This window comes from Quatrionicoccus australiensis (genome assembly GCF_020510525.1).
Lineage (GTDB): Bacteria > Pseudomonadota > Gammaproteobacteria > Burkholderiales > Rhodocyclaceae > Azonexus > Azonexus australiensis_B.
The window spans coordinates 848083-868114 of sequence record NZ_CP075188.1 but is presented as its reverse complement, the minus strand read 5'-3'; the positions used below and the strand labels follow the sequence as shown (position 1 = coordinate 868114).

The window sequence follows — 20032 nt, the reverse complement described above, 5'->3', positions numbered from 1 at the left end:
TTTCCTCTTGTATTCATCAGAACAATTCAACATCACCGCTGGTGTATGCAGTTTGACCAACAGGATTCTTGTCCACCCCAAGTTTCAGGGTGGTCATTTTTTGTGACAGCTGCTCGACATGCTCACGCAGGGCATCAAGTGCCTGAACTGCACCAACCGGATCCCTGGTCTCCCGCAAGACCGTCGCCATACGCTGCTCGTCAGTCACCACCTCATCCAGCAAATCAAGCCGCTTTTCAACATGGCCAAGCAATTGGGTGACCAAGTCCTGAAACTGCAATGACATGACGGCCTGGTTAACCGAGGCCTCGACCTGCACCGCTATCTGGTTGAGTTCGCCAACGGTTTCTCCGGTTCGATGATTCAAATCCTCAATACCGGACATGGCGTTCTCGACATCGGCCTTCGATGTCAGGGCGAAGGTCATGTCCTGCGCCGCCATCTGGTTGATTGCCTTCTCGGAAGAGTCGATAGTAACCTGCATGCCATCGAGTGAAGCACGTATCTGCTGGCTGAAATGGTTGGTTCGTCCGGAGAGATCGCGCACCTCGTCAGCCACCACAGCAAAGCCGCGCCCGGCCTCTCCCGCCCGGGCAGCCTCAATCGCGGCGTTGAGCGCCAGCAGATTGGTCTGCTTGGCAATTCCTTCGATTTCACCAAGTCGACCGCGCACCTCGCGCATTTGAACGCTCATCCGGTCAGTCATTTCGACCAGACTCATTGCCAGGCGAGAGTTTTCCACGACACTCTCGACAAACTGGCGCAAGGTCTCGGATGTCTTGGTCGCAAACTGTTCAAATTCGGCAACCGAATTGCCGTCGCCTTCGGCCGCTATGATCTGCATGCCCAACTGCCGCTGACGCTGCACATGCATATTCATGCCCTGAAAACTCTCGATCAAGTGAGCGATGGCTTCGGAAAAAATATCCCGGGCACGCGCCACTTCGCCGCGAATCTCGGCTACTTGCGTCGAAAATTCGGCAGACACGCGAACAATTGCATCGCTGCTATGCTCGATAATCTGCCGGTCAGCATCCGACACAACGCTCGGTGCTGTCTGCTCCAGAGGAGATGGCGAAAAAAAGACGATGGCGGCCACCCATCCCAGCACCAATAGCACCAGCGCGAAAATAACGGCCCCTGACCTTGCCGACGTATCAGCTGCCAGCAAGACCACAAGCACAAGCACCGACCAGGGCACCCCGACAAAAACCGCTTTATTGTTGCTGCTCACACTCTCTCCTCGCCCCCTCGGAACCAACCCAACTAGCCGGCAGTTCCCTTGCCCATATTGGGCAACTTCAAGCCTTGTGGAACGGCTTCTTCATTTGCAACCTCGGATTCCGGCCCTTCTTCCTGCAGAATAGCCATCTCCGTTTTCTGATTTAGTACCACGATACTGATCCGTCGATTCACCGACCCCAGCGGATCGTTCTTGTCAAACAATACTGTTGAGGCCAGGCCAACCACGCGCAACACCTTGGCATCATCCATGCCTCCGACCACCAGTTCACGCCGGGAAGCATTGGCCCGATTGGCAGAGAGCTCCCAGTTTGAAAATCCGCGCTCCCCACCGGAGAACTGTGCGGCATCCGTATGCCCGGCCAGACTGATCCGATTACTGACACCGTTTAGCGCCTTGCCAATCTGTCTGAGGATATCGCGCGTATATGGCTTCAGGTCTGCACTGCTGGAGTCGAACATCGGTCGGTTTTGCTCGTCCACAATCTGGATGCGCAAGCCCTCAGAGGTAATATCGAGCAGCATCTGCTTCTTGAACTGCGCGAGTTGCGGACTCTGCTCGATCATTTTTTCGATATCCGCCTTCAGCGTTTCCAGCCGCTCCTGCTCCTTGCGGCGAAAATCGGCCTGCGCCTCCTTGGAAAATGAAGTCTCCCTCTTTTTCTCGACGTCACCGCTCTTGACCTGCCCGGCCTGACGCGTCAAATCCTTGCCGCCCCCCTGCAGAATACTGGTCGCATCGCCAGAGCCACTCCCCCCTTGCTGCGCGACCTTGAGCGGATTCTGGAAGAAATCCGCAATGCCCTGCAAATCCCCTTTGGCGGTAGAACCAAGCAGCCACATGAGAAGGAAGAATGCCATCATGGCCGTCACGAAGTCGGCATAGGCGATTTTCCAGGCGCCGCCGTGAGCTCCTCCGGCAACAACCTTCTTGCGCTTGATGACTATCGGACGTGTGGAGTCGTCGCTCATGGCTTGAACCCGCTAATTTGCGACATGGTTATTTGCCCTTGCGAGCCTTGAGCTCTTCTTCCAGCTCGCGGAAGCTGGGGCGAACCCCGGCATCAAGCGCCTTGCGCCCGAATTCGATGGCAACTTGTGGCGCGTAACCGGACATTGATGCCAGCAAGACCATCTTGATGCACTTGTAGATGGTTGCACCCTCATGGGCCTTTTGTTCCAGAAGCTTGGCAATCGGTTCGACGATACCGTACGCCAGCAAAATACCAAGAAAGGTACCGACCAGGGCGCCGCCGATCATCTTACCCAGTACTGCCGGGGGACTGCCCACCGAGCCCATCACGTTCACCACGCCCATCACGGCAACGACGATACCGAATGCAGGAGCAGCACCGGCAATCGCCGAAACCACATGCCCAGGTTCCGCTGCCTCATGGTGGTGACTTTCCAGTTCAACATCCATCAGGCTTTCGATTTCCACCGTATTCAGGTTGCCACCGACCATCATGCGCAGGTAGTCAGTAACAAACTCCATGATGTGGTGGTCATGCACCAAATTCGGATACTTGCTGAAGATTGGACTGGCGTCCGGATTCTCGACATCGCCCTCAATCGACATAAGCCCTTCTTTGCGTACTTTGCCGAGAATCTCGAACAACATGGCAAGCGTATCGATATAAAAGGCCTTCGTGAATTTGGAGCCCTTGAGGATGCCGGGCACCGCAGCAATCGTGCCCTTGATGATCTTGATGTCGTTCGAAGCAACAAAGTAGCCAATCACCAGCCCGATAATCGCGATGTATTCGGTCGGCACCCATAGCGCCAGCAAACTGCCGTGAACAGCATACGTGCCCAAGGCCGCTGCCAGAATGATCACATAACCGATGATTAGAAACATGCAGAGCCCCCGAATGCGCCCAACGTCCAGCAGCGCAAATGCACTGACTTATTGGTGTCCGCTATTGTAGCCACAGGCGTTACCGAAGCGCAAAGAAAGAAATCGCGCCTGATGTCCTACCCGTCCGCATTTCCAGCCACAAGGCGGTGCTAAACTCATGACCAGCTACGGCATAAACGGGATGATCATGATCAGGTACTGCAATCACTGCGGCGGCGAAGTCGAACACCTCATTCCGGCCGGAGACTCTCGAGCGCGGCATGTGTGCGAGGCCTGCGGCAATATCCAATACGAAAACCCCCGCCTGGTCGTGGGCTGCGTTGCCACTTGGGAGAACAGAATACTGCTCTGCCGCAGAGCTATCGAACCACGGCGAGGCTACTGGACCCTACCTGCCGGCTTCATGGAGAACGGCGAAACCACTGCTGACGCCGCGCGGCGAGAAACGCAGGAAGAAGCCGGCGCATCTATCGCCATAGATGCCCTGTTCTCGATGAGCAGTATTGCCCACATCAACCAGGTTCACCTGTTTTATCGTGGCCACCTTACCTCATCGCACTTTGAGGCCGGAGAGGAAAGCCTTGAGGTCATGCTCGTCGCCCCGGAAGACATTCCCTGGCAAGAAATCGCATTTCGTAGCGTGACATATTGCCTGCGGCACTACCTTGAGGATATCGAATCAGGCACATTCGGTTTTCACGAAAATTCGCTGCCACCGCTTGATGAAAGCCATTAATCACTCAACTACTGACCCCACAAGCAAACTCATCCTGAATGCCCGGCCTTTGAGATATTCAGGAAGCGGGCTATCTGACAGCACCTTGCTGACCATCACCATCACTTGTTGATCGAGCATATCCTGTCCACTTGACCGCACAAGCATTAACTCCGGCACACCTGATTTAGCGCCAAAATTGACACTCAGGAGCACCTCACCCCCCGGCCATTTGTCATACTCCCATAACAAGCCCTTCTTGCGAAGCCGTATCTCCCTAGCCAGCGCCAAGCGATACCTTGTAACAATCTCTTCGTTAATATCCGAAACAGCATCTTGGCTACCCGCCTTTGCTGCGATCGACTCCAGCGAGTCGCCTCGCCAGCTATTTTTGCCTGAATTGGCGGTCGACCGTACAGATGCAGCTTTTCTTCGCACACCCGAATTAGCCGCGACAGAGCCAGACTTTGCCTGCTCTGTCGCAGATATATGAGATATCGATGCAGGAGGCACCACGCTTTGCTCCCCTGTCCTTAACGAGGCCAGTAAATTCGGGGACGAAGCCTCCCCCTGACTGACTGACGCCGTCTCGATCAAACCGGACCGGGAAGTTATCAGCGACACCAGCAACAAATGCATCAGTAAGGAAATAGCCAAAGTCGTCCGCAACACGAACGTCATTATTCATAATTCGGTGGGCAAAAAAAATCCCCCGCCAAAACCATTGGCGAGGGACTCTTTTCCTTCAAGCGAGAAGGGCAAAACCGAAGAGTTATTTACCCAGATTGCGGGCCTCTTCTTCCATCTTCGCCTTGTACATTTTGCCCATCCAAGCACCGATGACAAGAACGCCGACAATAACGCCCAAGCTCATCAGACCGATATCACTATTGAACAAAAGTTCCCAAGCCATAAGTTACCTCCCAGTAACGAAAAAAACTACTTACCCGCCTTCGCCGTCAAGCGTAGCGGTTCCCCTGAATCAGCCAGCCAGTCTCCTTGCAAGCGCCACTGCCCTGCAGGGTCCTCAATTGAGACGAGCCAACGGCCACCAATATCGGCATTCAATTTGCCGCTATAAAACCCTTGTCCTTCGGCAACCATTTCCAGCACTTGATCATGACCGGCACGCGTCGGATGCGCCAGTTTGAGGTTAATCTGGCTAGGTAAAATTACCGCACTATCAGAATTGAGTAACAAACGAACGTTCTGATCTGCACGCATCAAATCTGCCTGCAAGCCCAAGCTACCTGCTTCGTGATCACGCTTCAGGCTTTGATTTACGGCAAGCCCCTGCTTGTAATAGTCATCTGTAACCAAGCCATCATTACTGATTACAGCCAGCCATAAAGTAGCGATCCCCGCCACGATAACGGTTGCAGGGCCAGATATCAAAATCCACGGCCAGCGCTCCTTATACCAAGGGCGATTGTCATTTCGTAGGGTCATTGTTGAACTCATAAGTCAGGGCATCAAGAAAGAGGCTTTTTCATGAACCGCAATTTTTTCGCGATTCGCAGCCTTTACATCAAAATATATCGTGTTGGCGCCTTTCTTACCGGACTCAGGTGGCACCCGCACAACGACGGTCAATTCGTGGTTCTCGGAACTTGCAACATCAACGAAATCAGCACCCTGGATTTCCACCCCCTCCATTCCGTCGACCGACAGAAGATAGCGCATAGGCTCCTCGGTTGTGTTCATTATCTTCAGGTTATAGACGTTTTCAATGCGCCCATCATCGGCTTCTCGCGCCAGCACGGAGCGATCACGAATGACATCCACCTTGAGCGGAATGCGAACCGCCAAAGACCAGATCGCGGCAAGAGTAATACCGATCAGGATCGCCGAGTACAAAAGAACACGGGGACGCAGGATATGCCCCATCACTTCCTTTGGACCGAGATGCCTGGCCAGTGCATTTTCAGTTGTATAGCGAATCAGGCCTCGAGGCAAACCGAGCTTGTCCATGACAGGTTCGCAGGCATCGATACATGCACCACAACCGATGCACTCGTATTGAATTCCGTTGCGAATATCAATACCGGTTGGGCAAACAGTCACACACAAACCGCAATCCACACAATCGCCCAAGTTGGCCGCTTTGGCATCGATGCCTTTTTTGCGAACCCCGCGAGGCTCTCCGCGTTCGGGATCATAAGTAATGACGAGAGTATCGGGATCGAACATCACCCCCTGAAAGCGTGCATAGGGGCACATGTATTTGCAGACTTGTTCACGCAGAAAGCCCGCTTGCATGTAACAAAAGCCGCTATAAAAAAACAACCAGAACAACTCCCAGCCGGAAAGATTGAATGGCAACGCCGACAGCAACTCGTTAACTGGCGTGAAATAAGCGACCAGGGTAAAACCTGTCCAAATCGAGATCATCAACCAAACCGCATGCTTGAAAGCCTTCAAGCCGAACTTGCGCGCACTCATTGGCCCCTTGTCGAGCTTCATCCGTGCTGATCGATCACCTTCAATACGGTTCTCGACCCACATGAAGATCTCGGTATAAACAGTCTGGGGACAGGCGTAGCCGCAAAACAGGCGACCAGCAATTGCGGTGAATAGGAATAGCGCATAGGCCGAAATGATCAGCAAAAGCGCCAGATAAAAGACATCCTGAGGCCAGAGAACCAGTCCGAACAGATAGAACTTCCTCTCAACCAAGTGAAAAAGAACCGCTTGCCGGTCATTCCACTGCAGCCAAGGCAGGCCGAAGAACAATATTTGGGTCAGGAAAACCAGCACCCAACGCCAAGTATTCCACCATCCTCTGACATCGCGAATGTAGATTTTTCTGTGCTTCTCGTAAAACGAAACGACAGCGGGATTTTGGGCGATTTTTTCGGTTGGTTCCATAAGACCGTATCCGTATCAAAATTGCTCTAGTACCAACTCGCTTGGGAGTTCACTAAAACAATTTGGATACTGATCAGACGCAAGAAATGCAATCTGAAATAAAAACGGGGCGGCGAACCGCCCCGTTCTGACCAATTACTTGGCGCCTTGACCCAGGCTCAGCACGTAAGCTGCAAGCAGATGGACCTTGGCATCACCGAGGAACTCTTTCCAAGCGGGCATCTTGTTCTGACGACCGTTGGTAATGGTTTCGGTAATGGTGGCTTCGGAAGAGCCATACAACCAGACCTTGTCCGTCAGGTTCGGAGCACCGATGGCATGCATACCGGTAGCTTCCGGACCATGGCAGCCGACACAACCAGCACTGGCAAAGACTTCCTTACCCTTGGCAGCGCGGACAGCATCGTTCTGCAGACCCGACAAAGAGCGGACGAAATTCGCCACATCCTTGATCGTGTCAGCACCCAGCTGGGCATGCGGAGGCATCACACCCATGCGACCATTGGCGATGGTTTCCTTGATCTGGTCCGGCTCGCCGCCGTACAGCCAGTCAGCATCGGTCAGATTCGGGAAGCCCTTTGCACCGCGAGCATCGGCACCGTGACACTGCATGCAGTAGGTCAGGTACAAACGCTTGCCCATCTCGTTGGCCTGCTTGTCGGCAGCAACAGCCTTGAGATCCATGGCCATGTACTTGTCGAACAGCGGCTTGACCGTAGCATCCATCTTGGCAACTTCAGCCTGATGTTGGCCACCGGAAGTCCAGCCCAGCATGCCCTTGAAGTTGCCAAGCCCCGGATAGAGCGCCAGATACACCAGCGCAAAAACCACGGTGATGACAAACATCCAGCTCCACCACTTGGGCATCGGATTGTTGTATTCCTCGAGGGTTTCATCCCAGACATGACCCATGGTCTTGCCCGGGGTGAAAGTCGCTTTACCCTGGACGATCAGCAGAACCGCACAAGCAAGAATACTTGCCAAGACGATTACCACAACGTACAGGTTCCAAAAATCGCTAACGAAATCGCTCATTTGCTTTCCTTTTTTTCAGCGCGGATGTGACGTACCAGACGCCACACCCTCATCATCATGCTCCGCGAATGGCAAGTTGGCAGCTTCCTCAAAGCCTTTTTTGCTGCTCTTGCCATATGCCCATCCCACGATCGCCAAGAAGCAGAGTAACCCGGCAACGGTAACGATGGAGCGCAGATCGTTGATGTCCATGGCTATTACTTGGTGTTCTTCAAGGAGGTACCCATTTCCTGCAGGTACGCAATCAGAACATCCATTTCGGTCTTGTCGCCGATGGCAGCCTTGGCACCCTTGATCTCTTCATCGGAGTAGGTTGGGATACCACGCACGTTGGCGTAACCACGCATGAGTTGCATCTTTTTCTCGATGTCAGCAGCTACGCTATCTTTTGCTTTGGTATTCGCCAAGAAGGCGAAGGCTGGCATATTCGATTCGGGAACCACGTCACGCGGATTGATCAGGTGAGCGCGCTGCCACTCGTCGGAGTAACGACCACCGACACGATGCAGATCCGGACCGGTACGCTTCGAACCCCATTGGAACGGGTGATCGTAAACATATTCGCCAGCCACCGAGTAGTGACCGTAACGCTCGGTCTCTGCACGGAACGGACGAATCATCTGCGAGTGACACAAGAAGCAGCCCTCACGAACATAGACATCGCGACCGGCCAGACGAACTGCATCGTAAGGCTTAAGGCCCTCGACCGGCGTCGTGGTCGATTTCTGAAAGAAGAGCGGCACAATTTCCAGCAAACCGCCCCACAGGACAACAAACAGCGTGAGAACGAAGAGCAGGCCTACGTTCCGTTCAACTTGATCGTGCTTGATCATTATTATTCCCCCTAATCAGGCGTGGTGAGCAGCCGGAGCAACAACCGGCATGTCCTTGGTGTTACCACCGGCCATGGTCTTGAACATGTTGTAAGCCATGATCAGCATGCCGAACAGGAACAGAACACCACCCAGCCAACGAATCGCCCAGAACGGATAGGAACCCTTAACCGATTCAACGAAGCTGTAAGCCAAGGTCCCGTCGGCATTGACAGCACGCCACATCAGACCCTGCATCACACCGGCAATCCACATCGAGGCAATATAAAGCACGGTACCGATGGTGGCGATCCAGAAATGGGTCGTAACCAGCTTGGTGCTGTACATCTCGGACTTGCCAAACAAGCGCGGCAACAGGTAGTACATGGAGCCAATGGAAACCATAGCCACCCAGCCCAAGGCACCGGAATGCACGTGACCAACGGTCCAGTCCGTGTAATGCGACAGCGCGTTGACGGTCTTGATCGACATCATCGGACCTTCAAAGGTGGACATACCGTAGAAGGACAGCGAGGTAATCAGGAACTTGAGGATAGGATCATCGCGCAGCTTATGCCAAGCACCCGACAAGGTCATGATGCCGTTGATCATGCCACCCCAGGACGGAGCCAGCAGAATCAGCGAGAAGATCATGCCGACAGACTGGGTCCAGTCCGGCAGGGCCGTGTAATGCAGATGGTGAGGACCCGCCCACATGTACGTGAAGATCAGCGCCCAGAAGTGGACCACAGACAGACGGTAGGAGTAAACCGGACGACCAGCCTGCTTAGGAACGAAGTAGTACATCATGCCAAGGAAGCCGGCGGTCAGGAAGAAACCCACGGCGTTATGGCCATACCACCATTGAACCATTGCATCCTGAACACCCGAGTAAGCAGAGTAGGACTTGGTCAGCGAAACAGGAACCGCAGCACTATTGACCAAATGCAAGAGAGCAACGGCAACAATGAACGCCCCAAAAAACCAGTTAGCCACGTAAATGTGCGAAACCTTACGCTTGGCGATCGTACCGAAGAAGACCAGAGCATACGAAACCCAGACCAACGTGATCAGGATGTCGATCGGCCACTCCAGTTCGGCATACTCTTTACCTTGGGTAATACCCAGCGGCAGCGTAACGGCAGCCAACAAGATAACAATCTGCCAACCCCAGAAGGTAAAGGGAACCAGCGGACCACCCCAAAGACGGGTGTGACAGGTACGCTGAACGCACCAGTAAGACGTTGCAAACAGAGCACAGCCACCAAACGCGAAAATAACCGCATTGGTATGCAACGGACGCAAGCGCCCGAAGTGCAGCCAAGCGATATTCAGCTCTGGCCACACGAGTTGTGCAGCGATGATGACACCGACAAGCATGCCGACGATGCCCCAGATGACGGTCATGACGGAAAATTGCCGTACGACCTTATCGTTATATGTGGTTTGCGATCCAGACATGAACCCACCTCTCGTTAATGAAAATCAGAATGTCCACCCCCCTGAACCCAAGGCGGCGCATAAATGCGGATACTATTCTAGATCAGCGACGCTGTTTTGACCTAGATCAATCTACCGATTATCTCGGTCGACTTATGCCTGCCCAATGCAGTATCCGTGCGGCTTTTCAGGCTTGTAAACAAAAAAAGGGTGCGTCGCAACGCACCCCAACCCCAACAGAGAACTTTCGTAAGGCATCACCCTCACACAGCCGCCATGATGCCCGACCAGAGATGCCACCGGGTTGACCCAAATCAAACCTTCCCTGAATTATCTTTTTTGCCATCAGCATCAACTGGTTGCGGCGGCCGCTCATCATCATCCATCAGAACACGAAAACCCGGCCCCTCGAGATCATCAAACTGGCCACTGCGAACCGACCACCAGAAAATGACGGCGATCACAAAAACCAGAATGACCGAAATCGGCACCAGCAAATAAATACTTTCCATCAATCCGCCTTTGCGCGCTGAATGCGCAGGGAGTTAAGAACCACCAGCAAGGAACTGGCCGACATACCGATGCCAGCCAGCCACGGCGTCACATAGCCACCAATCGCCAGTGGTAGCGCAACGAAATTATAGGCAAATGACCACCACAAATTCTGACGAATAATGACCAGGGTTTGCCGAGCTCGACGCAAGCCATCACGCAGATGATCCAGGTTTTCCGATAGCAGCACAAAATCGGATTGCGTTCTGGCCAACTGAGCTCCGCCACCCATTGCAATCGAGACCTGCGCCTGCGCGAGAACCGGCGCGTCATTGACCCCGTCACCAATCATTGCGACAACGGCACCACTTTCCTGCAAGGCCTTGACACAGGCATGCTTGCCTTGCGGCGTCATACCAGCCCGCACATCTTGAATACCGAGCCTGGCAGCAACGCGCTGCGCCACCGACGGAGCATCTCCCGTCAGGAGCACTACGTGCTTTCCCAAGCTGAGCAAGTAATCAACCAAGAATTTCGACTCAGGACGCAACTCGTCGCCAATCCGGAACAACGCCAGGCAAGCACTTGCATCAGCCAGCACCACAACCGTTTCACCACTCTCCAGCCAGTCGACCGCTGCTGCCGGAAGTTGCGCACCGGACAAGGCCAGGGCGTAATCCGGACGGCCAATACGGCAACGACGACCATCAATCACCCCCTCAATGCCTTGCCCCGGTTCGCTAAGCGCCATGGTCGCCTCCGGCAACTCACCGCTCACCGCATGGCGCAATGCGGCTGCAACCGGATGCTCGGACGAGTGCTCCAACGCCGCCGCCATGGCCAGACACTCAAACTCAGGAAGACTGCCGACGACGAGAACACCCCGCAAACTCATGCGTCCGCTGGTCAGCGTCCCGGTCTTGTCAAAGACAAAATGCGTTGCCCTCGCCAGGGTTTCGATTGCGTGACCGCGCGTCACCAGCAAACCGTTCTTAGCCAACGCGCCGGCCGACACCGTCAAGGCGATCGGGGTCGCCAGGGAAAGAGCGCAAGGACAGGTCACCACCAGCACAGAGACCGTAATCCAAAGCGCCTTTGAGGGATCAACGATGTACCAGCCAACCGCAACCAAGGCTGCCACCAGCAGCAGCACGGCAACAAAATAGCTGGCAATGCGGTCAGCCATCTCGACGATTTTTGGCTTTTCAGTTGCTGCTCGCTCCATGAGCTGAACAATGGCCGACAGGCGGGTTGCCTCTCCGACCTGCTCAACCCTGACAACCAGGGGACTTTCGGCATTCAGCGAACCACCCGTCACCGAATCGCCCGGTGCTTTTGCAACAGGCTTGCTTTCCCCGGTCAGCAACGCCTCATTGGCGCAACTGAAGCCCTCAACCACCTTGCCATCCGCAGGAATTGCCTCACCCGCACGGACCAGGACATGGTCGCCCGGCCTCAGGTCTGCAACCACGCATTGTTCAACCGCACGGTCGACCGGAAAATTAAGCAGTTTTTGCGCAAAGGCGGGCAGCAACTTGGCCAAGGCTTCGGTCACGCTGAGCGCCTTCTGGCGGGCTGTCATCTCGAGATAACGCCCACCGAGCAGGAAGAAAACAAACATCGTCACCGAGTCGAAATAGACCTCGCCTTCCCCAGTCAGACTTGCCCAGCAACTAGCCAGAAAGGCCGCGCCAACACCCAGAGCCACCGGCACATCCATACCGACGCGCCGCAACTTGATATCGCGCCAGGCATTGCGAAAGAAGGGCGCCGAGGAATAGAAAACGACCGGCAGGGTCAGCAGCAAGCTGGCCAGGCGCATCATGCTTTCGATATCCGAGGTCATGTCGCCATTGGCGATATAGACCGGGAAGGCGTACATCATCACCTGCATCATGCCGAAGCCGGCCACCCACAAACGCCAAAGCGCCTCGCGTCGCTCCTTGCGCGAGATTTCCTCGTTTTTGGCTGCATCATACGGATAGGCCCGATAGCCGATCGCAGCGATCGCCCCGAGGATGTCCGAGAGCTTGATGCGCGATTCGTCCCAGCGCACACGGGCACGCCGGGTGGCGTAATTGATGTCGACCGCGGTCACACCCGACAACTTCCCGACATGTTGTTCGTTGAGCCAGATACAGGCGGCGCAGGTAATGCCTTCGAGCAACAGGGAGGCTTCCCGCTCGGTTTCGCCCAGTTCCTTGACGAAACTCTTCTGAAAATCAGCATGATCGTAAAGTGCCAGCTGATCAAGGATCTGCGGCATCGCCTCACGCTGCGACTCCGGCAGCGAATCGCGGCTGCGGTAATAGTCTTCCAGGCCATTATCGACAATTGACTGGGCTACCGCCTGGCAACCGTAGCAGCACATGCTGCGCGCCTGCCCGCCGATGGTGACCGGCAAATCGAGTTCATCGGGAACAGCCTGACCGCAGTGATAGCAGGTTACTTCTGGCATGCAAATGGAAAAGGCACCGAAGTGCCTTTGGGGGTCGATGGTGGAGCCGAAGTATAGTTTATTTGGTACCCATGCGGATGGCGCCGTCCAAACGAATGACCTCGCCATTCAGGTAAGCGTTTTCGGCAATGTGCTTCACCAGCGCTGCGTATTCTGCCGGCTTGCCCATGCGCGAAGGGAAGGGAACCATCTTGCCCAGCGAATCCTGAACTTCCGGCGGCATGCCGAGCAACATCGGCGTTTCCATGATGCCCGGAGCAATCGTCATGACGCGGATGCCGCTGCGTGCCAGCTCGCGCGCCACCGGCAGGGTCAGCGCCACGATACCGCCCTTGGAAGCGGCATAGGCCGCCTGACCGAGCTGGCCTTCATAGGCCGCTACTGACGCCGTATTGACGATGACGCCACGCTCACCACCCACATCCGGCTCCCCCTTCATCATCGCCTCGGCAGCCAGACGAATCATGTTGAAAGTTCCGACCAGATTGATGTTGATGACCTTGGCAAAACTCTCCAGACGGTGCGGACCCTCCTTGCCGACGACTTTCTCGGCCGGTGCCACGCCGGCACAGTTAACCAGGCCATGCAGACCGCCAAAAACGGAAATTGCCGTCTGCACGGCGTTGACCGCTGAAGCCTCGCTGGCGACATCGGTTTCGACAAACCTGGCCCCAGCCCCCAATTCTGCGGCCAGTTTTTCACCGGCTTCGCGATTCAGATCAGCCAGAACCACTTTGGCACCCGCCTCAGCCAACACTTTGGCCGTTGCCGCCCCGAGACCGGAACCGGCACCGGTGACCAGAAATACTTTATCCTTGATTTGCATTGCCGCTCTCTCCTCAAAAACCTCACAAAAACAAACAGCTACTCCACACGGTAGCGTATGGAGAGAAGCATCTTACAACGCCAGCGCCAAGCTGACAAAAAATCCCGATGCCATTGGCAATCAAGGCAATCAAGACCTAGACTTGAATAGTCACAACAAAGCACACCAGCCACCTCAAAGGAGAAGAAAATGTCCATATTCGATTCCCCCATCGCTCGCTGTGAAGCCGTTCGTGAAATGGTCCTGACCGATGAAACCCAAGCCGAATGCGCCCGCGAGCATGCCTGCCCGCCCAACCGCATCTGCCCCTTGTGTGGCTATTTCGCCGAACAAAGCGGCATTAGCGAAACCGGCATCGAGACAAACCGGATCAACTAAAGCAGGGTGGGACAGTCTTTCGCCTGAAAAGTGTATGATGAACAGGATTTCCTTCAGACACCCACAGTCAGGCAATGCACGACAAAGACAGACTGATCGTACTGGTCGTTGAACCCTCCGCGAGAAACCGGGCACTGATCTGCGAATGTCTGGCCCAGCTTCCGGAAATCGAGCTTTTGGGGGCGTCGACCGGTAGCGAGGCATTGCAGATGTTTCGCCAGCACTCGCCCAGCCTGGTCCTGCTTGATGTCGCCCAACCCGACACGCAGGGCATTTCGATAGCCAGAGCCATCCGCGAAACCGAACAGAACACCCAGCACCTCGGGTTATCGAGATGGACACCCATCATTTTCCTCTCCGCAGTCACGGATGAAGATGTTTTGGCGCAAGGCATTCTTGCCGGCGGCGATGACTTTCTTTACAAACCGGTATCGGAAGTCGTTCTGCTCGCCAAAGTACGCGCCATGTTGCGCATCGTGGCCATGCAGGAAGAACTGCACGACGCCCACCGCAAGTTGCGGGAAATATCATTCCTGGACAGCCTGACCGGCATTCCCAACCGCCGCCACTTCGATGAGACGCTGAGCACTGAATGGAAGCGCTGCATCAGACTGGAGAGCCCGCTGAGCATCGTCATCGGCGACGTGGATTTTTTCAAGCAATTCAACGACATCTACGGACACCAGGCCGGGGACTCCTGCCTGCGGGCCATCGCCAGCTCACTGAACGAATCGCTGTTCCGCGTCGAAGATATGGTTGCCCGCTATGGCGGCGAGGAGTTTGCCGCCATCCTGCCCGGCACGGACGCCTGCGGCGCCCTTTCCGTTGCCCGGCGCATGCTGCGCTCGGCGCGCGAGTTGCGAATTCCCCACGAAAAGGGAATAGGCGGCCACGTTTCATGTAGCTTTGGTATCGCAACAGCCAGGCCGAACGCCGACCAACCCGCGTTCGATCTATTGCACTCGGCCGACGCCAACCTTTATGCCGCCAAGCGGGCCGGCCGGAACCAGATTGGATTACCCAAGCAGTTCGACCACGCCCTTTAGGCACCAGTATCGCGAACCGGAAAATCCGGTTCGACGATCAATCAAATCACAAATCCTGCAAAAGCGTGCTGCAAGCCATCCACAGCCTGCAGCCGACGCAAATCAGGTCTTGACGCCAGGCTTTCTGCCAGGCGCTGCGGACGGCATGTAACCGGCAACACGACAGAACAGGCCTTCAATGGCTTCGCCATTCTTGAATACGGTCATGCTGCACATGGAAATGGCCTTCTGGGCAGAGAGTTCCTGCAGACAGGTACGTACGTCGGCAAGCGCGATCCCGGTTTTTGCCGCGATATCGGCATCAAGCAGTTGGCCGTGTTTTTTCAGATGGGTGAGAATTGCGTCGGAGTGCATAGTCAAAACCTTTACAAAGACGCCGATCAACTATCCGCCGTCAAAATTGACGAAACAGGCTGCACCAGAAGAAGATGCAAGGCCCAAAAGCAAAAAGCCCCGGCGCGACCGAGGCTGAATGCTTGAATCGTTTTCGTGCTGCCAACCCGAACCGAACCCTCGATCCACCAGAGCAGAAAAGGTTTTCTTAACACAAAAAACCCTCACCACAAGCGCAGCAAGTGGTGGATTATAACAATTTTTATCGTGACCGGATAGACGCAAGCGCGACATTGCCGCATGCAGAAATGAAAAAGCCCACTAAAAGTGGGCTTGATCAAGATGGTGCCGCTTGCCGGAATCGAACTGGCGACCTTTTCATTACGAATGAACTGCTCTACCAACTGAGCTAAAGCGGCAAACCAAGGCCGCGGATTGTACAGCAGGAAAACAGCCCGGGCAACAGTTTGGCAGGCAAATCAGCACATCCCCCCTCAGGCTTTTGCTGCGCCGACCGGAAACAGGCGCTCAGCGTACAATTGCCGCCTGGCATTCCGGTACCCAAGCATCCATGAATTTATTGCGCGCCCTGGCCACGGTCAGTGGCATGACCCTGCTCTCCCGCATTCTCGGCTTCGTCCGGGATTTCGTCATCGCCCGGGCCTTTGGTGCCGGCCTGGCCACCGATGCATTTTTTGTCGCTTTCAAGCTTCCCAACCTGCTGCGCCGGATGTTTGCAGAGGGCGCTTTTTCGCAAGCCTTCGTACCGATACTCGGTGAATACAAGAACAAGCGCGGCGAAGCGGACACCCGCACCCTGGTCGATCACGTTGCCAGCATGCTGTCCATTGCACTGTTCATCGTCACCGCCATCGGCATCATTGCTGCCCCAGCGCTGGTCTGGCTGTCCGCAGCAGGGTTCACTGCCGTTCCCGGCAAGTTCGAACTGACGGTCACGCTGACTCGCATTACTTTTCCCTACATCCTGTTCATGTCGCTGGTCGCGCTCGCCGGCGGCATCCTCAACAGCTGGAGCCGTTTTGCGATCCCTGCCTTCACACCGGTTCTGCTCAACCTGACCTTCATTTTCATGGCGCTGTTCGCCGCGCCTTATTTCGACCCACCGGTCCTGGCACTTGCCTGGGCCGTGTTTCTTGGCGGCCTGCTGCAACTTCTGCTGCAGATCCCCGCGCTAAAGAAAATCGCCATGCTGCCGCGCATTTCGCTCGACTGGCGAGCCGCCTGGGCCGACCCCGGCGTACGCCGCATCACGAAACTGATGGCACCCGCCCTGGTTGGGGTTTCGGTATCCCAGATCAGTTTGCTGATCAATACGGTTTTCGCCTCATTCCTGCAGAGCGGCAGCGTTTCCTGGCTGTATTACGCCGATCGCCTGATGGAGTTTCCATCCGGCATGCTGGGCGCAACGCTGGGCACCATTTTGCTGCCGTCGCTGTCGCGCTATCACGCCAGCGAAAACCATGAAGAATATTCCAAGCTGCTCGACTGGGGCCTGCGCCTGACCCTGCTGCTCGCCGCACCAGCCGCGCTGGCACTGGCCATGCTGGCCGTCCCCCTGATTGCCACCCTGTTTTTCCACGGCGCATTTCTCGCCAGTGATGTCTTCAACACCCGGAATGCGCTGGTTGCATACTCCGTCGGCCTGACCGGGCTGATTCTGGTCAAGGTGCTGGCACCGGGTTTTTACGCCCGCCAGAATGTCCGCACCCCGGTACGCATCGCGCTGATTTCGCTATTGGCAACACAAGTGATGAATCTTGCCTTTATCGGTTGGCTGGAACATGCCGGTCTGGCACTGTCGATCGGCCTTGCTGCCTGTCTGAATGCCGCACTGCTCTACCGCGGCCTGTGCCAGCAGGGCATTTTTGTGCCACAGCCGGGGTGGACCGTCTTCATCGTCAAGCTGGGCATTGCCATGGCGGTGATGGCGGGTGCGCTGTGGGCAGGCCAGGGGCAGGACAGCGACTGGCTGCACGGCAACCTGCTGGCACGCATCAGCCACCTCGCCTGGCTGGTGCCGCTTGGCGCCGGCGCCTATTTCGCTACACTATGGCTACTTGGCTTCCGCCTGCGCGACTTCAAGCGTCGGGCTGCCGAATAAAGGAGATGCATGCATGAAACTGACCAGCACCAGCTTCACCGATGGACAACGCATGCCGGGCGAGTTTTCCTTCTGCATTGCCGACCCGGCGCACCATGTCTGCCTGGGCAGCAACTTGAACCCGCAACTGGCGTGGACCGATGCGCCATCAGGCACCCGTTCCTTTGCGCTGATTTGTCACGACCCCGACGTACCGAGCCAGGGCGACGACGTCAACCAGGAAGGCAGGACGGTTCCGGCCAGCTTGCCGCGCGTTGATTTCTTTCACTGGGTACTAATCGACCTGCCGCCAACGGTCAACGCGATTTCAGAAGGCGAATTCAGCAAGGAAGTGACGCCGCGCGGCAAATCAGGGCCGCAGGCCCCGCATGACAGCCGGCAGGGCATCAACAACTACACCGACTGGTTTGCCGGCGACAATGACATGCGCGGCGACTACTACGGCTACGATGGTCCCTGCCCGCCATGGAACGATGAAATCATCCATCGCTACATTTTTACGGTCTACGCGCTGGATATCGACAAATTGCCGCTCACCGGCAAGTTTGGCGGGCCCGAGGTACGCCAGGCCATCGCCGGGCACATCCTTGCGCAGGGCAGCCTGAGCGCAACTTACACCTTGAATCCGGCGCTGCTCGCCTGAGTTCCGGACCAATCAGAAAAGGCCATGCCGCAACTCGCGACATGGCCTTTTTTGCCTGTTTCTCTCAGTTGACCGGTACGTCGCCCGGCGCCTGAATCGCCGCCTTCAGCGAAGGCGACATCGGCAATGCCAGGCTGTGGCCTAGCGGCGGTATCGGATTCAGGAACCATTTTTCGTAGATCCGCTCCAGCTCGCCGCTCTGCATCAACCCGACCAGGGTGTCGTCGACCAGCTTTTTCCATGCCGCATCATCCTTGGGCAACATGATCGCGTAAGGCTCCCTGGCCAAGGCTGTTTCGAGGATGACAAAATTGCCCGGACTGGCTGCCCGCTGCGCCGCGAGGACCACATCATCAGCCGCAAAGGCATCGGCCTCGCCCTGCGCCAGCTGAGTCATCGCCTCCTGCGGCGTGCCGGCCAGTAGATGGACGAAGGTGATGTTGCTGCCCAGCGCGGCATGCTTGACGTGACGTTCGGCCGAACCGCCGGCCAGCGTCACCAGCTTGCGCCCGGCAAGTTGCTCGAAACTGCCGATCCCGGATTCCTTGCGAACCATGATCTTGATTTCGCTGACATAGACGTTATACGACAGATCGACCTGCTTCTGGCGTGCCACCGTATTGCCGGCACCACCGCAATCAAGATCCGTGATGCCGGTTTTCAGCATCATCGTGCGGGCGTTCTCGGTGACGGAAATCGGCACCACCCGGACTGCATTGCCAGCCACCGCACGCACGGCAGCAAAAACACTCGTACAAACATCCCACATGTAGCCGACCGGCTCCGCATGTCCAGGCACCAGGTAGGAAAAGGGCAACGCCTCCTCCCGATAACCGACATACAGAACCTGACGGGCCGCCACCTTGGCTTGCGTCGGCCCGACCGGACGGACCGGCTCATCGGCCGCCACGGCAGAAACCATGGCAAGGCAAGCCAGAAATGCACAGACAAGAAGTTTATTGGTATTCATGGTCGAGCAAGGTAACATTTGCCGGGATTATATTGGAGCCGTTTGCAAGTATTCCGTGTAAATTCGCCGCTTTGGCTAATCGACTCTGGCAGCCTTTCCGACTTGGCAAAACAACCGCTCGACTCCCTCCGCCTGCTCGTCCTGACCGCCCTCTTTGCCATCGTCTGTTCACTCAGTCTGACGGCCGGCGCCGGGCTCGACTTCGACCGTCTGCAACAGGCCCTGAGCGCTCGCTTCAACAATCAATGGGCCAGCGCCCGCTTTGACGAATGGCGCCAGATGCTTGGCAATGGCCAAGGCACATCCGAAGCCGAAAAGCTGCGCCGCGTGAATGACTTTTTCAACCGCCGTGTCGCTTTCGATGACGATTTCAGCGTCTGGGGCCAATCCGACTACTGGGCGACGCCGATGGAGTTCATCGGCCAGGGCCGCGGCGACTGTGAAGATTTCTCGATCGGCAAGTACTATTCCCTGCTCAACCTCGGCATCCCGGTCGCCAAACTTCGCCTGGTCTACGTCAAGGCGCTGCTCAACGGTGTCAATGGCCCGGTGCAGCAGGCGCACATGGTGCTGGTCTATTACGCGTCGCCGAGCGCCGACCCGCTCGTGCTCGACAACCTTGTTCCCGAGATTCGCCCGGCGTCGCGCCGCAGCGATCTCTCACCCATTTTCAGTTTCAACAGTTCGGGGCTTTGGCAAGGCACCGGCAATCAGTCCAGCCAGAGCAATCTCTCGCGCTGGCAGGATTTGCTGGCTCGCGCTCGCGCCGAAGGCTTCCAGTGAGGTAATTCGCC

General features: G+C 56.0%; 21 protein-coding genes, 1 tRNA gene and 1 pseudogene. 6 read left to right on the top strand and 17 right to left on the bottom strand.

Annotated elements, in window-relative coordinates; translation table 11 throughout:
- Window positions 1-16: 16 nt before the first annotated feature.
- The 3 genes and pseudogenes from KI612_RS19920 to motA all read right to left on the bottom strand — a co-directional run.
- A pseudogene (locus KI612_RS19920) lies at window positions 17-652 on the bottom strand (methyl-accepting chemotaxis protein); the annotation flags it as partial.
- 614 nt (window positions 653-1266) lie between these two features.
- On the bottom strand, window positions 1267-2214 hold the full coding sequence (gene motB, locus KI612_RS04270) for a flagellar motor protein MotB (protein WP_226442595.1): 948 nt from the start codon (window positions 2212-2214) through the stop codon (window positions 1267-1269).
- Window positions 2215-2242: 28 nt separating this feature from the next.
- The gene (gene motA, locus KI612_RS04265; protein WP_226442594.1) at window positions 2243-3100 is read right to left on the bottom strand and encodes a flagellar motor stator protein MotA; all 858 of its coding nucleotides are present in this window, start codon (window positions 3098-3100) and stop codon (window positions 2243-2245) included.
- Between the two features lie 190 nt (window positions 3101-3290).
- On the opposite strand from motA, the gene KI612_RS04260 reads away from it, so the two are divergent.
- Complete coding sequence (locus tag KI612_RS04260) at window positions 3291-3836, top strand: NUDIX hydrolase (RefSeq protein WP_226444141.1); 546 nt, start codon at window positions 3291-3293, stop codon at window positions 3834-3836.
- On the opposite strand, the gene KI612_RS04255 is transcribed toward KI612_RS04260, so the two are convergent.
- The 11 genes from KI612_RS04255 to KI612_RS04205 all read right to left on the bottom strand — a co-directional run bounded on the left by KI612_RS04255 (window position 3837) and on the right by KI612_RS04205 (window position 13746).
- Complete coding sequence (locus tag KI612_RS04255; protein ID WP_226442593.1) at window positions 3837-4496, bottom strand: hypothetical protein; 660 nt, start codon at window positions 4494-4496, stop codon at window positions 3837-3839.
- A 91-nt stretch (window positions 4497-4587) separates the two neighbouring features.
- Window positions 4588-4728, bottom strand: a complete 141-nt coding sequence (locus KI612_RS04250; RefSeq protein ID WP_226442592.1) for a DUF3149 domain-containing protein — start codon at window positions 4726-4728, stop codon at window positions 4588-4590.
- 26 nt (window positions 4729-4754) lie between these two features.
- Window positions 4755-5264 (bottom strand): FixH family protein, encoded by a 510-nt coding sequence (locus tag KI612_RS04245; RefSeq protein WP_226442591.1) that lies wholly within the window; start codon window positions 5262-5264, stop codon window positions 4755-4757.
- 15 nt (window positions 5265-5279) lie between these two features.
- Window positions 5280-6683 (bottom strand): cytochrome c oxidase accessory protein CcoG, encoded by a 1404-nt coding sequence (ccoG, locus tag KI612_RS04240; RefSeq protein WP_226442590.1) that lies wholly within the window; start codon window positions 6681-6683, stop codon window positions 5280-5282.
- A gap of 135 nt (window positions 6684-6818) precedes the next feature.
- Window positions 6819-7718, bottom strand: coding sequence for a cytochrome-c oxidase, cbb3-type subunit III (gene ccoP / locus KI612_RS04235; protein ID WP_226442589.1), 900 nt, complete (start codon window positions 7716-7718; stop codon window positions 6819-6821).
- 15 nt (window positions 7719-7733) lie between these two features.
- On the bottom strand, window positions 7734-7910 hold the full coding sequence (locus KI612_RS04230; RefSeq protein WP_226442588.1) for a cbb3-type cytochrome oxidase subunit 3: 177 nt from the start codon (window positions 7908-7910) through the stop codon (window positions 7734-7736).
- Window positions 7911-7915: 5 nt separating this feature from the next.
- On the bottom strand, window positions 7916-8557 hold the full coding sequence (ccoO, locus tag KI612_RS04225; protein ID WP_226444139.1) for a cytochrome-c oxidase, cbb3-type subunit II: 642 nt from the start codon (window positions 8555-8557) through the stop codon (window positions 7916-7918).
- A gap of 9 nt (window positions 8558-8566) precedes the next feature.
- Entirely contained in the window at window positions 8567-9991 is a 1425-nt protein-coding gene (gene ccoN / locus KI612_RS04220) for a cytochrome-c oxidase, cbb3-type subunit I (RefSeq protein ID WP_226442587.1), read from the bottom strand.
- A gap of 293 nt (window positions 9992-10284) precedes the next feature.
- Window positions 10285-10482 carry a cbb3-type cytochrome oxidase assembly protein CcoS gene (gene ccoS, locus KI612_RS04215; protein ID WP_226442586.1) on the bottom strand — a complete coding sequence of 66 codons (198 nt, stop codon included), beginning with the start codon at window positions 10480-10482 and terminating at the stop codon, window positions 10285-10287.
- Window positions 10482-12920, bottom strand: a complete 2439-nt coding sequence (locus KI612_RS04210; protein ID WP_226444137.1) for a heavy metal translocating P-type ATPase — start codon at window positions 12918-12920, stop codon at window positions 10482-10484. Before KI612_RS04210 ends, ccoS begins: the two co-directional genes overlap by 1 nt.
- A gap of 58 nt (window positions 12921-12978) precedes the next feature.
- A complete protein-coding gene (locus KI612_RS04205) occupies window positions 12979-13746 on the bottom strand; it encodes a 3-hydroxyacyl-CoA dehydrogenase (protein WP_226442585.1) in 768 nt (255 codons plus the stop codon).
- A 189-nt stretch (window positions 13747-13935) separates the two neighbouring features.
- Here KI612_RS04205 and KI612_RS04200 point away from each other — a divergent pair, with 189 nt between their 5' ends.
- Complete coding sequence (locus tag KI612_RS04200; protein ID WP_226442584.1) at window positions 13936-14124, top strand: hypothetical protein; 189 nt, start codon at window positions 13936-13938, stop codon at window positions 14122-14124.
- 74 nt (window positions 14125-14198) lie between these two features.
- Window positions 14199-15170 carry a diguanylate cyclase gene (locus KI612_RS04195; RefSeq protein WP_226442583.1) on the top strand — a complete coding sequence of 324 codons (972 nt, stop codon included), beginning with the start codon at window positions 14199-14201 and terminating at the stop codon, window positions 15168-15170.
- 102 nt (window positions 15171-15272) lie between these two features.
- Here KI612_RS04195 and KI612_RS04190 read toward each other — a convergent pair whose 3' ends face one another.
- Window positions 15273-15524, bottom strand: coding sequence for a transcriptional regulator (locus tag KI612_RS04190; RefSeq protein WP_226442582.1), 252 nt, complete (start codon window positions 15522-15524; stop codon window positions 15273-15275).
- A 322-nt stretch (window positions 15525-15846) separates the two neighbouring features.
- Window positions 15847-15922 (bottom strand) — tRNA-Thr (locus tag KI612_RS04185).
- A gap of 152 nt (window positions 15923-16074) precedes the next feature.
- Between KI612_RS04185 and murJ the strand changes: the two genes are divergently transcribed.
- Window positions 16075-17625, top strand: coding sequence for a murein biosynthesis integral membrane protein MurJ (murJ, locus tag KI612_RS04180; RefSeq protein ID WP_226442581.1), 1551 nt, complete (start codon window positions 16075-16077; stop codon window positions 17623-17625).
- 13 nt (window positions 17626-17638) lie between these two features.
- Window positions 17639-18268, top strand: a complete 630-nt coding sequence (locus KI612_RS04175) for a YbhB/YbcL family Raf kinase inhibitor-like protein (RefSeq protein ID WP_226442580.1) — start codon at window positions 17639-17641, stop codon at window positions 18266-18268.
- A 64-nt stretch (window positions 18269-18332) separates the two neighbouring features.
- Here KI612_RS04175 and KI612_RS04170 read toward each other — a convergent pair whose 3' ends face one another.
- Window positions 18333-19190 (bottom strand): amino acid ABC transporter substrate-binding protein, encoded by an 858-nt coding sequence (locus KI612_RS04170; protein WP_226442579.1) that lies wholly within the window; start codon window positions 19188-19190, stop codon window positions 18333-18335.
- 150 nt (window positions 19191-19340) lie between these two features.
- On the opposite strand from KI612_RS04170, the gene KI612_RS04165 reads away from it, so the two are divergent.
- Complete coding sequence (locus KI612_RS04165) at window positions 19341-20021, top strand: transglutaminase-like cysteine peptidase (protein ID WP_226442578.1); 681 nt, start codon at window positions 19341-19343, stop codon at window positions 20019-20021.
- Window positions 20022-20032: the final 11 nt, after the last annotated feature.

What these genes read in the sequence shown, in the direction of transcription:
- KI612_RS04230 (WP_226442588.1), bottom strand. Translation starts at nt 7,910, where the DNA reads ATGGACATCAACGATCTGCGCTCCATCGTTACCGTTGCCGGGTTACTC.
- KI612_RS04195 (WP_226442583.1), top strand. Translation starts at nt 14,199, where the DNA reads ATGCACGACAAAGACAGACTGATCGTACTGGTCGTTGAACCCTCCGCG.
- KI612_RS04250 (WP_226442592.1), bottom strand. Translation starts at nt 4,728, where the DNA reads ATGGCTTGGGAACTTTTGTTCAATAGTGATATCGGTCTGATGAGCTTG.
- KI612_RS04175 (WP_226442580.1), top strand. Translation starts at nt 17,639, where the DNA reads ATGAAACTGACCAGCACCAGCTTCACCGATGGACAACGCATGCCGGGC.
- ccoG (WP_226442590.1), bottom strand. Translation starts at nt 6,683, where the DNA reads ATGGAACCAACCGAAAAAATCGCCCAAAATCCCGCTGTCGTTTCGTTT.
- KI612_RS04210 (WP_226444137.1), bottom strand. Translation starts at nt 12,920, where the DNA reads ATGCCAGAAGTAACCTGCTATCACTGCGGTCAGGCTGTTCCCGATGAA.
- KI612_RS04200 (WP_226442584.1), top strand. Translation starts at nt 13,936, where the DNA reads ATGTCCATATTCGATTCCCCCATCGCTCGCTGTGAAGCCGTTCGTGAA.
- KI612_RS04205 (WP_226442585.1), bottom strand. Translation starts at nt 13,746, where the DNA reads ATGCAAATCAAGGATAAAGTATTTCTGGTCACCGGTGCCGGTTCCGGT.
- KI612_RS04170 (WP_226442579.1), bottom strand. Translation starts at nt 19,190, where the DNA reads ATGGTTTCTGCCGTGGCGGCCGATGAGCCGGTCCGTCCGGTCGGGCCG.
- KI612_RS04245 (WP_226442591.1), bottom strand. Translation starts at nt 5,264, where the DNA reads ATGACCCTACGAAATGACAATCGCCCTTGGTATAAGGAGCGCTGGCCG.
- motB (WP_226442595.1), bottom strand. Translation starts at nt 2,214, where the DNA reads ATGAGCGACGACTCCACACGTCCGATAGTCATCAAGCGCAAGAAGGTT.
- KI612_RS04255 (WP_226442593.1), bottom strand. Translation starts at nt 4,496, where the DNA reads ATGACGTTCGTGTTGCGGACGACTTTGGCTATTTCCTTACTGATGCAT.
- ccoP (WP_226442589.1), bottom strand. Translation starts at nt 7,718, where the DNA reads ATGAGCGATTTCGTTAGCGATTTTTGGAACCTGTACGTTGTGGTAATC.
- ccoS (WP_226442586.1), bottom strand. Translation starts at nt 10,482, where the DNA reads ATGGAAAGTATTTATTTGCTGGTGCCGATTTCGGTCATTCTGGTTTTT.
- motA (WP_226442594.1), bottom strand. Translation starts at nt 3,100, where the DNA reads ATGTTTCTAATCATCGGTTATGTGATCATTCTGGCAGCGGCCTTGGGC.
- KI612_RS04190 (WP_226442582.1), bottom strand. Translation starts at nt 15,524, where the DNA reads ATGCACTCCGACGCAATTCTCACCCATCTGAAAAAACACGGCCAACTG.
- murJ (WP_226442581.1), top strand. Translation starts at nt 16,075, where the DNA reads ATGAATTTATTGCGCGCCCTGGCCACGGTCAGTGGCATGACCCTGCTC.
- ccoN (WP_226442587.1), bottom strand. Translation starts at nt 9,991, where the DNA reads ATGTCTGGATCGCAAACCACATATAACGATAAGGTCGTACGGCAATTT.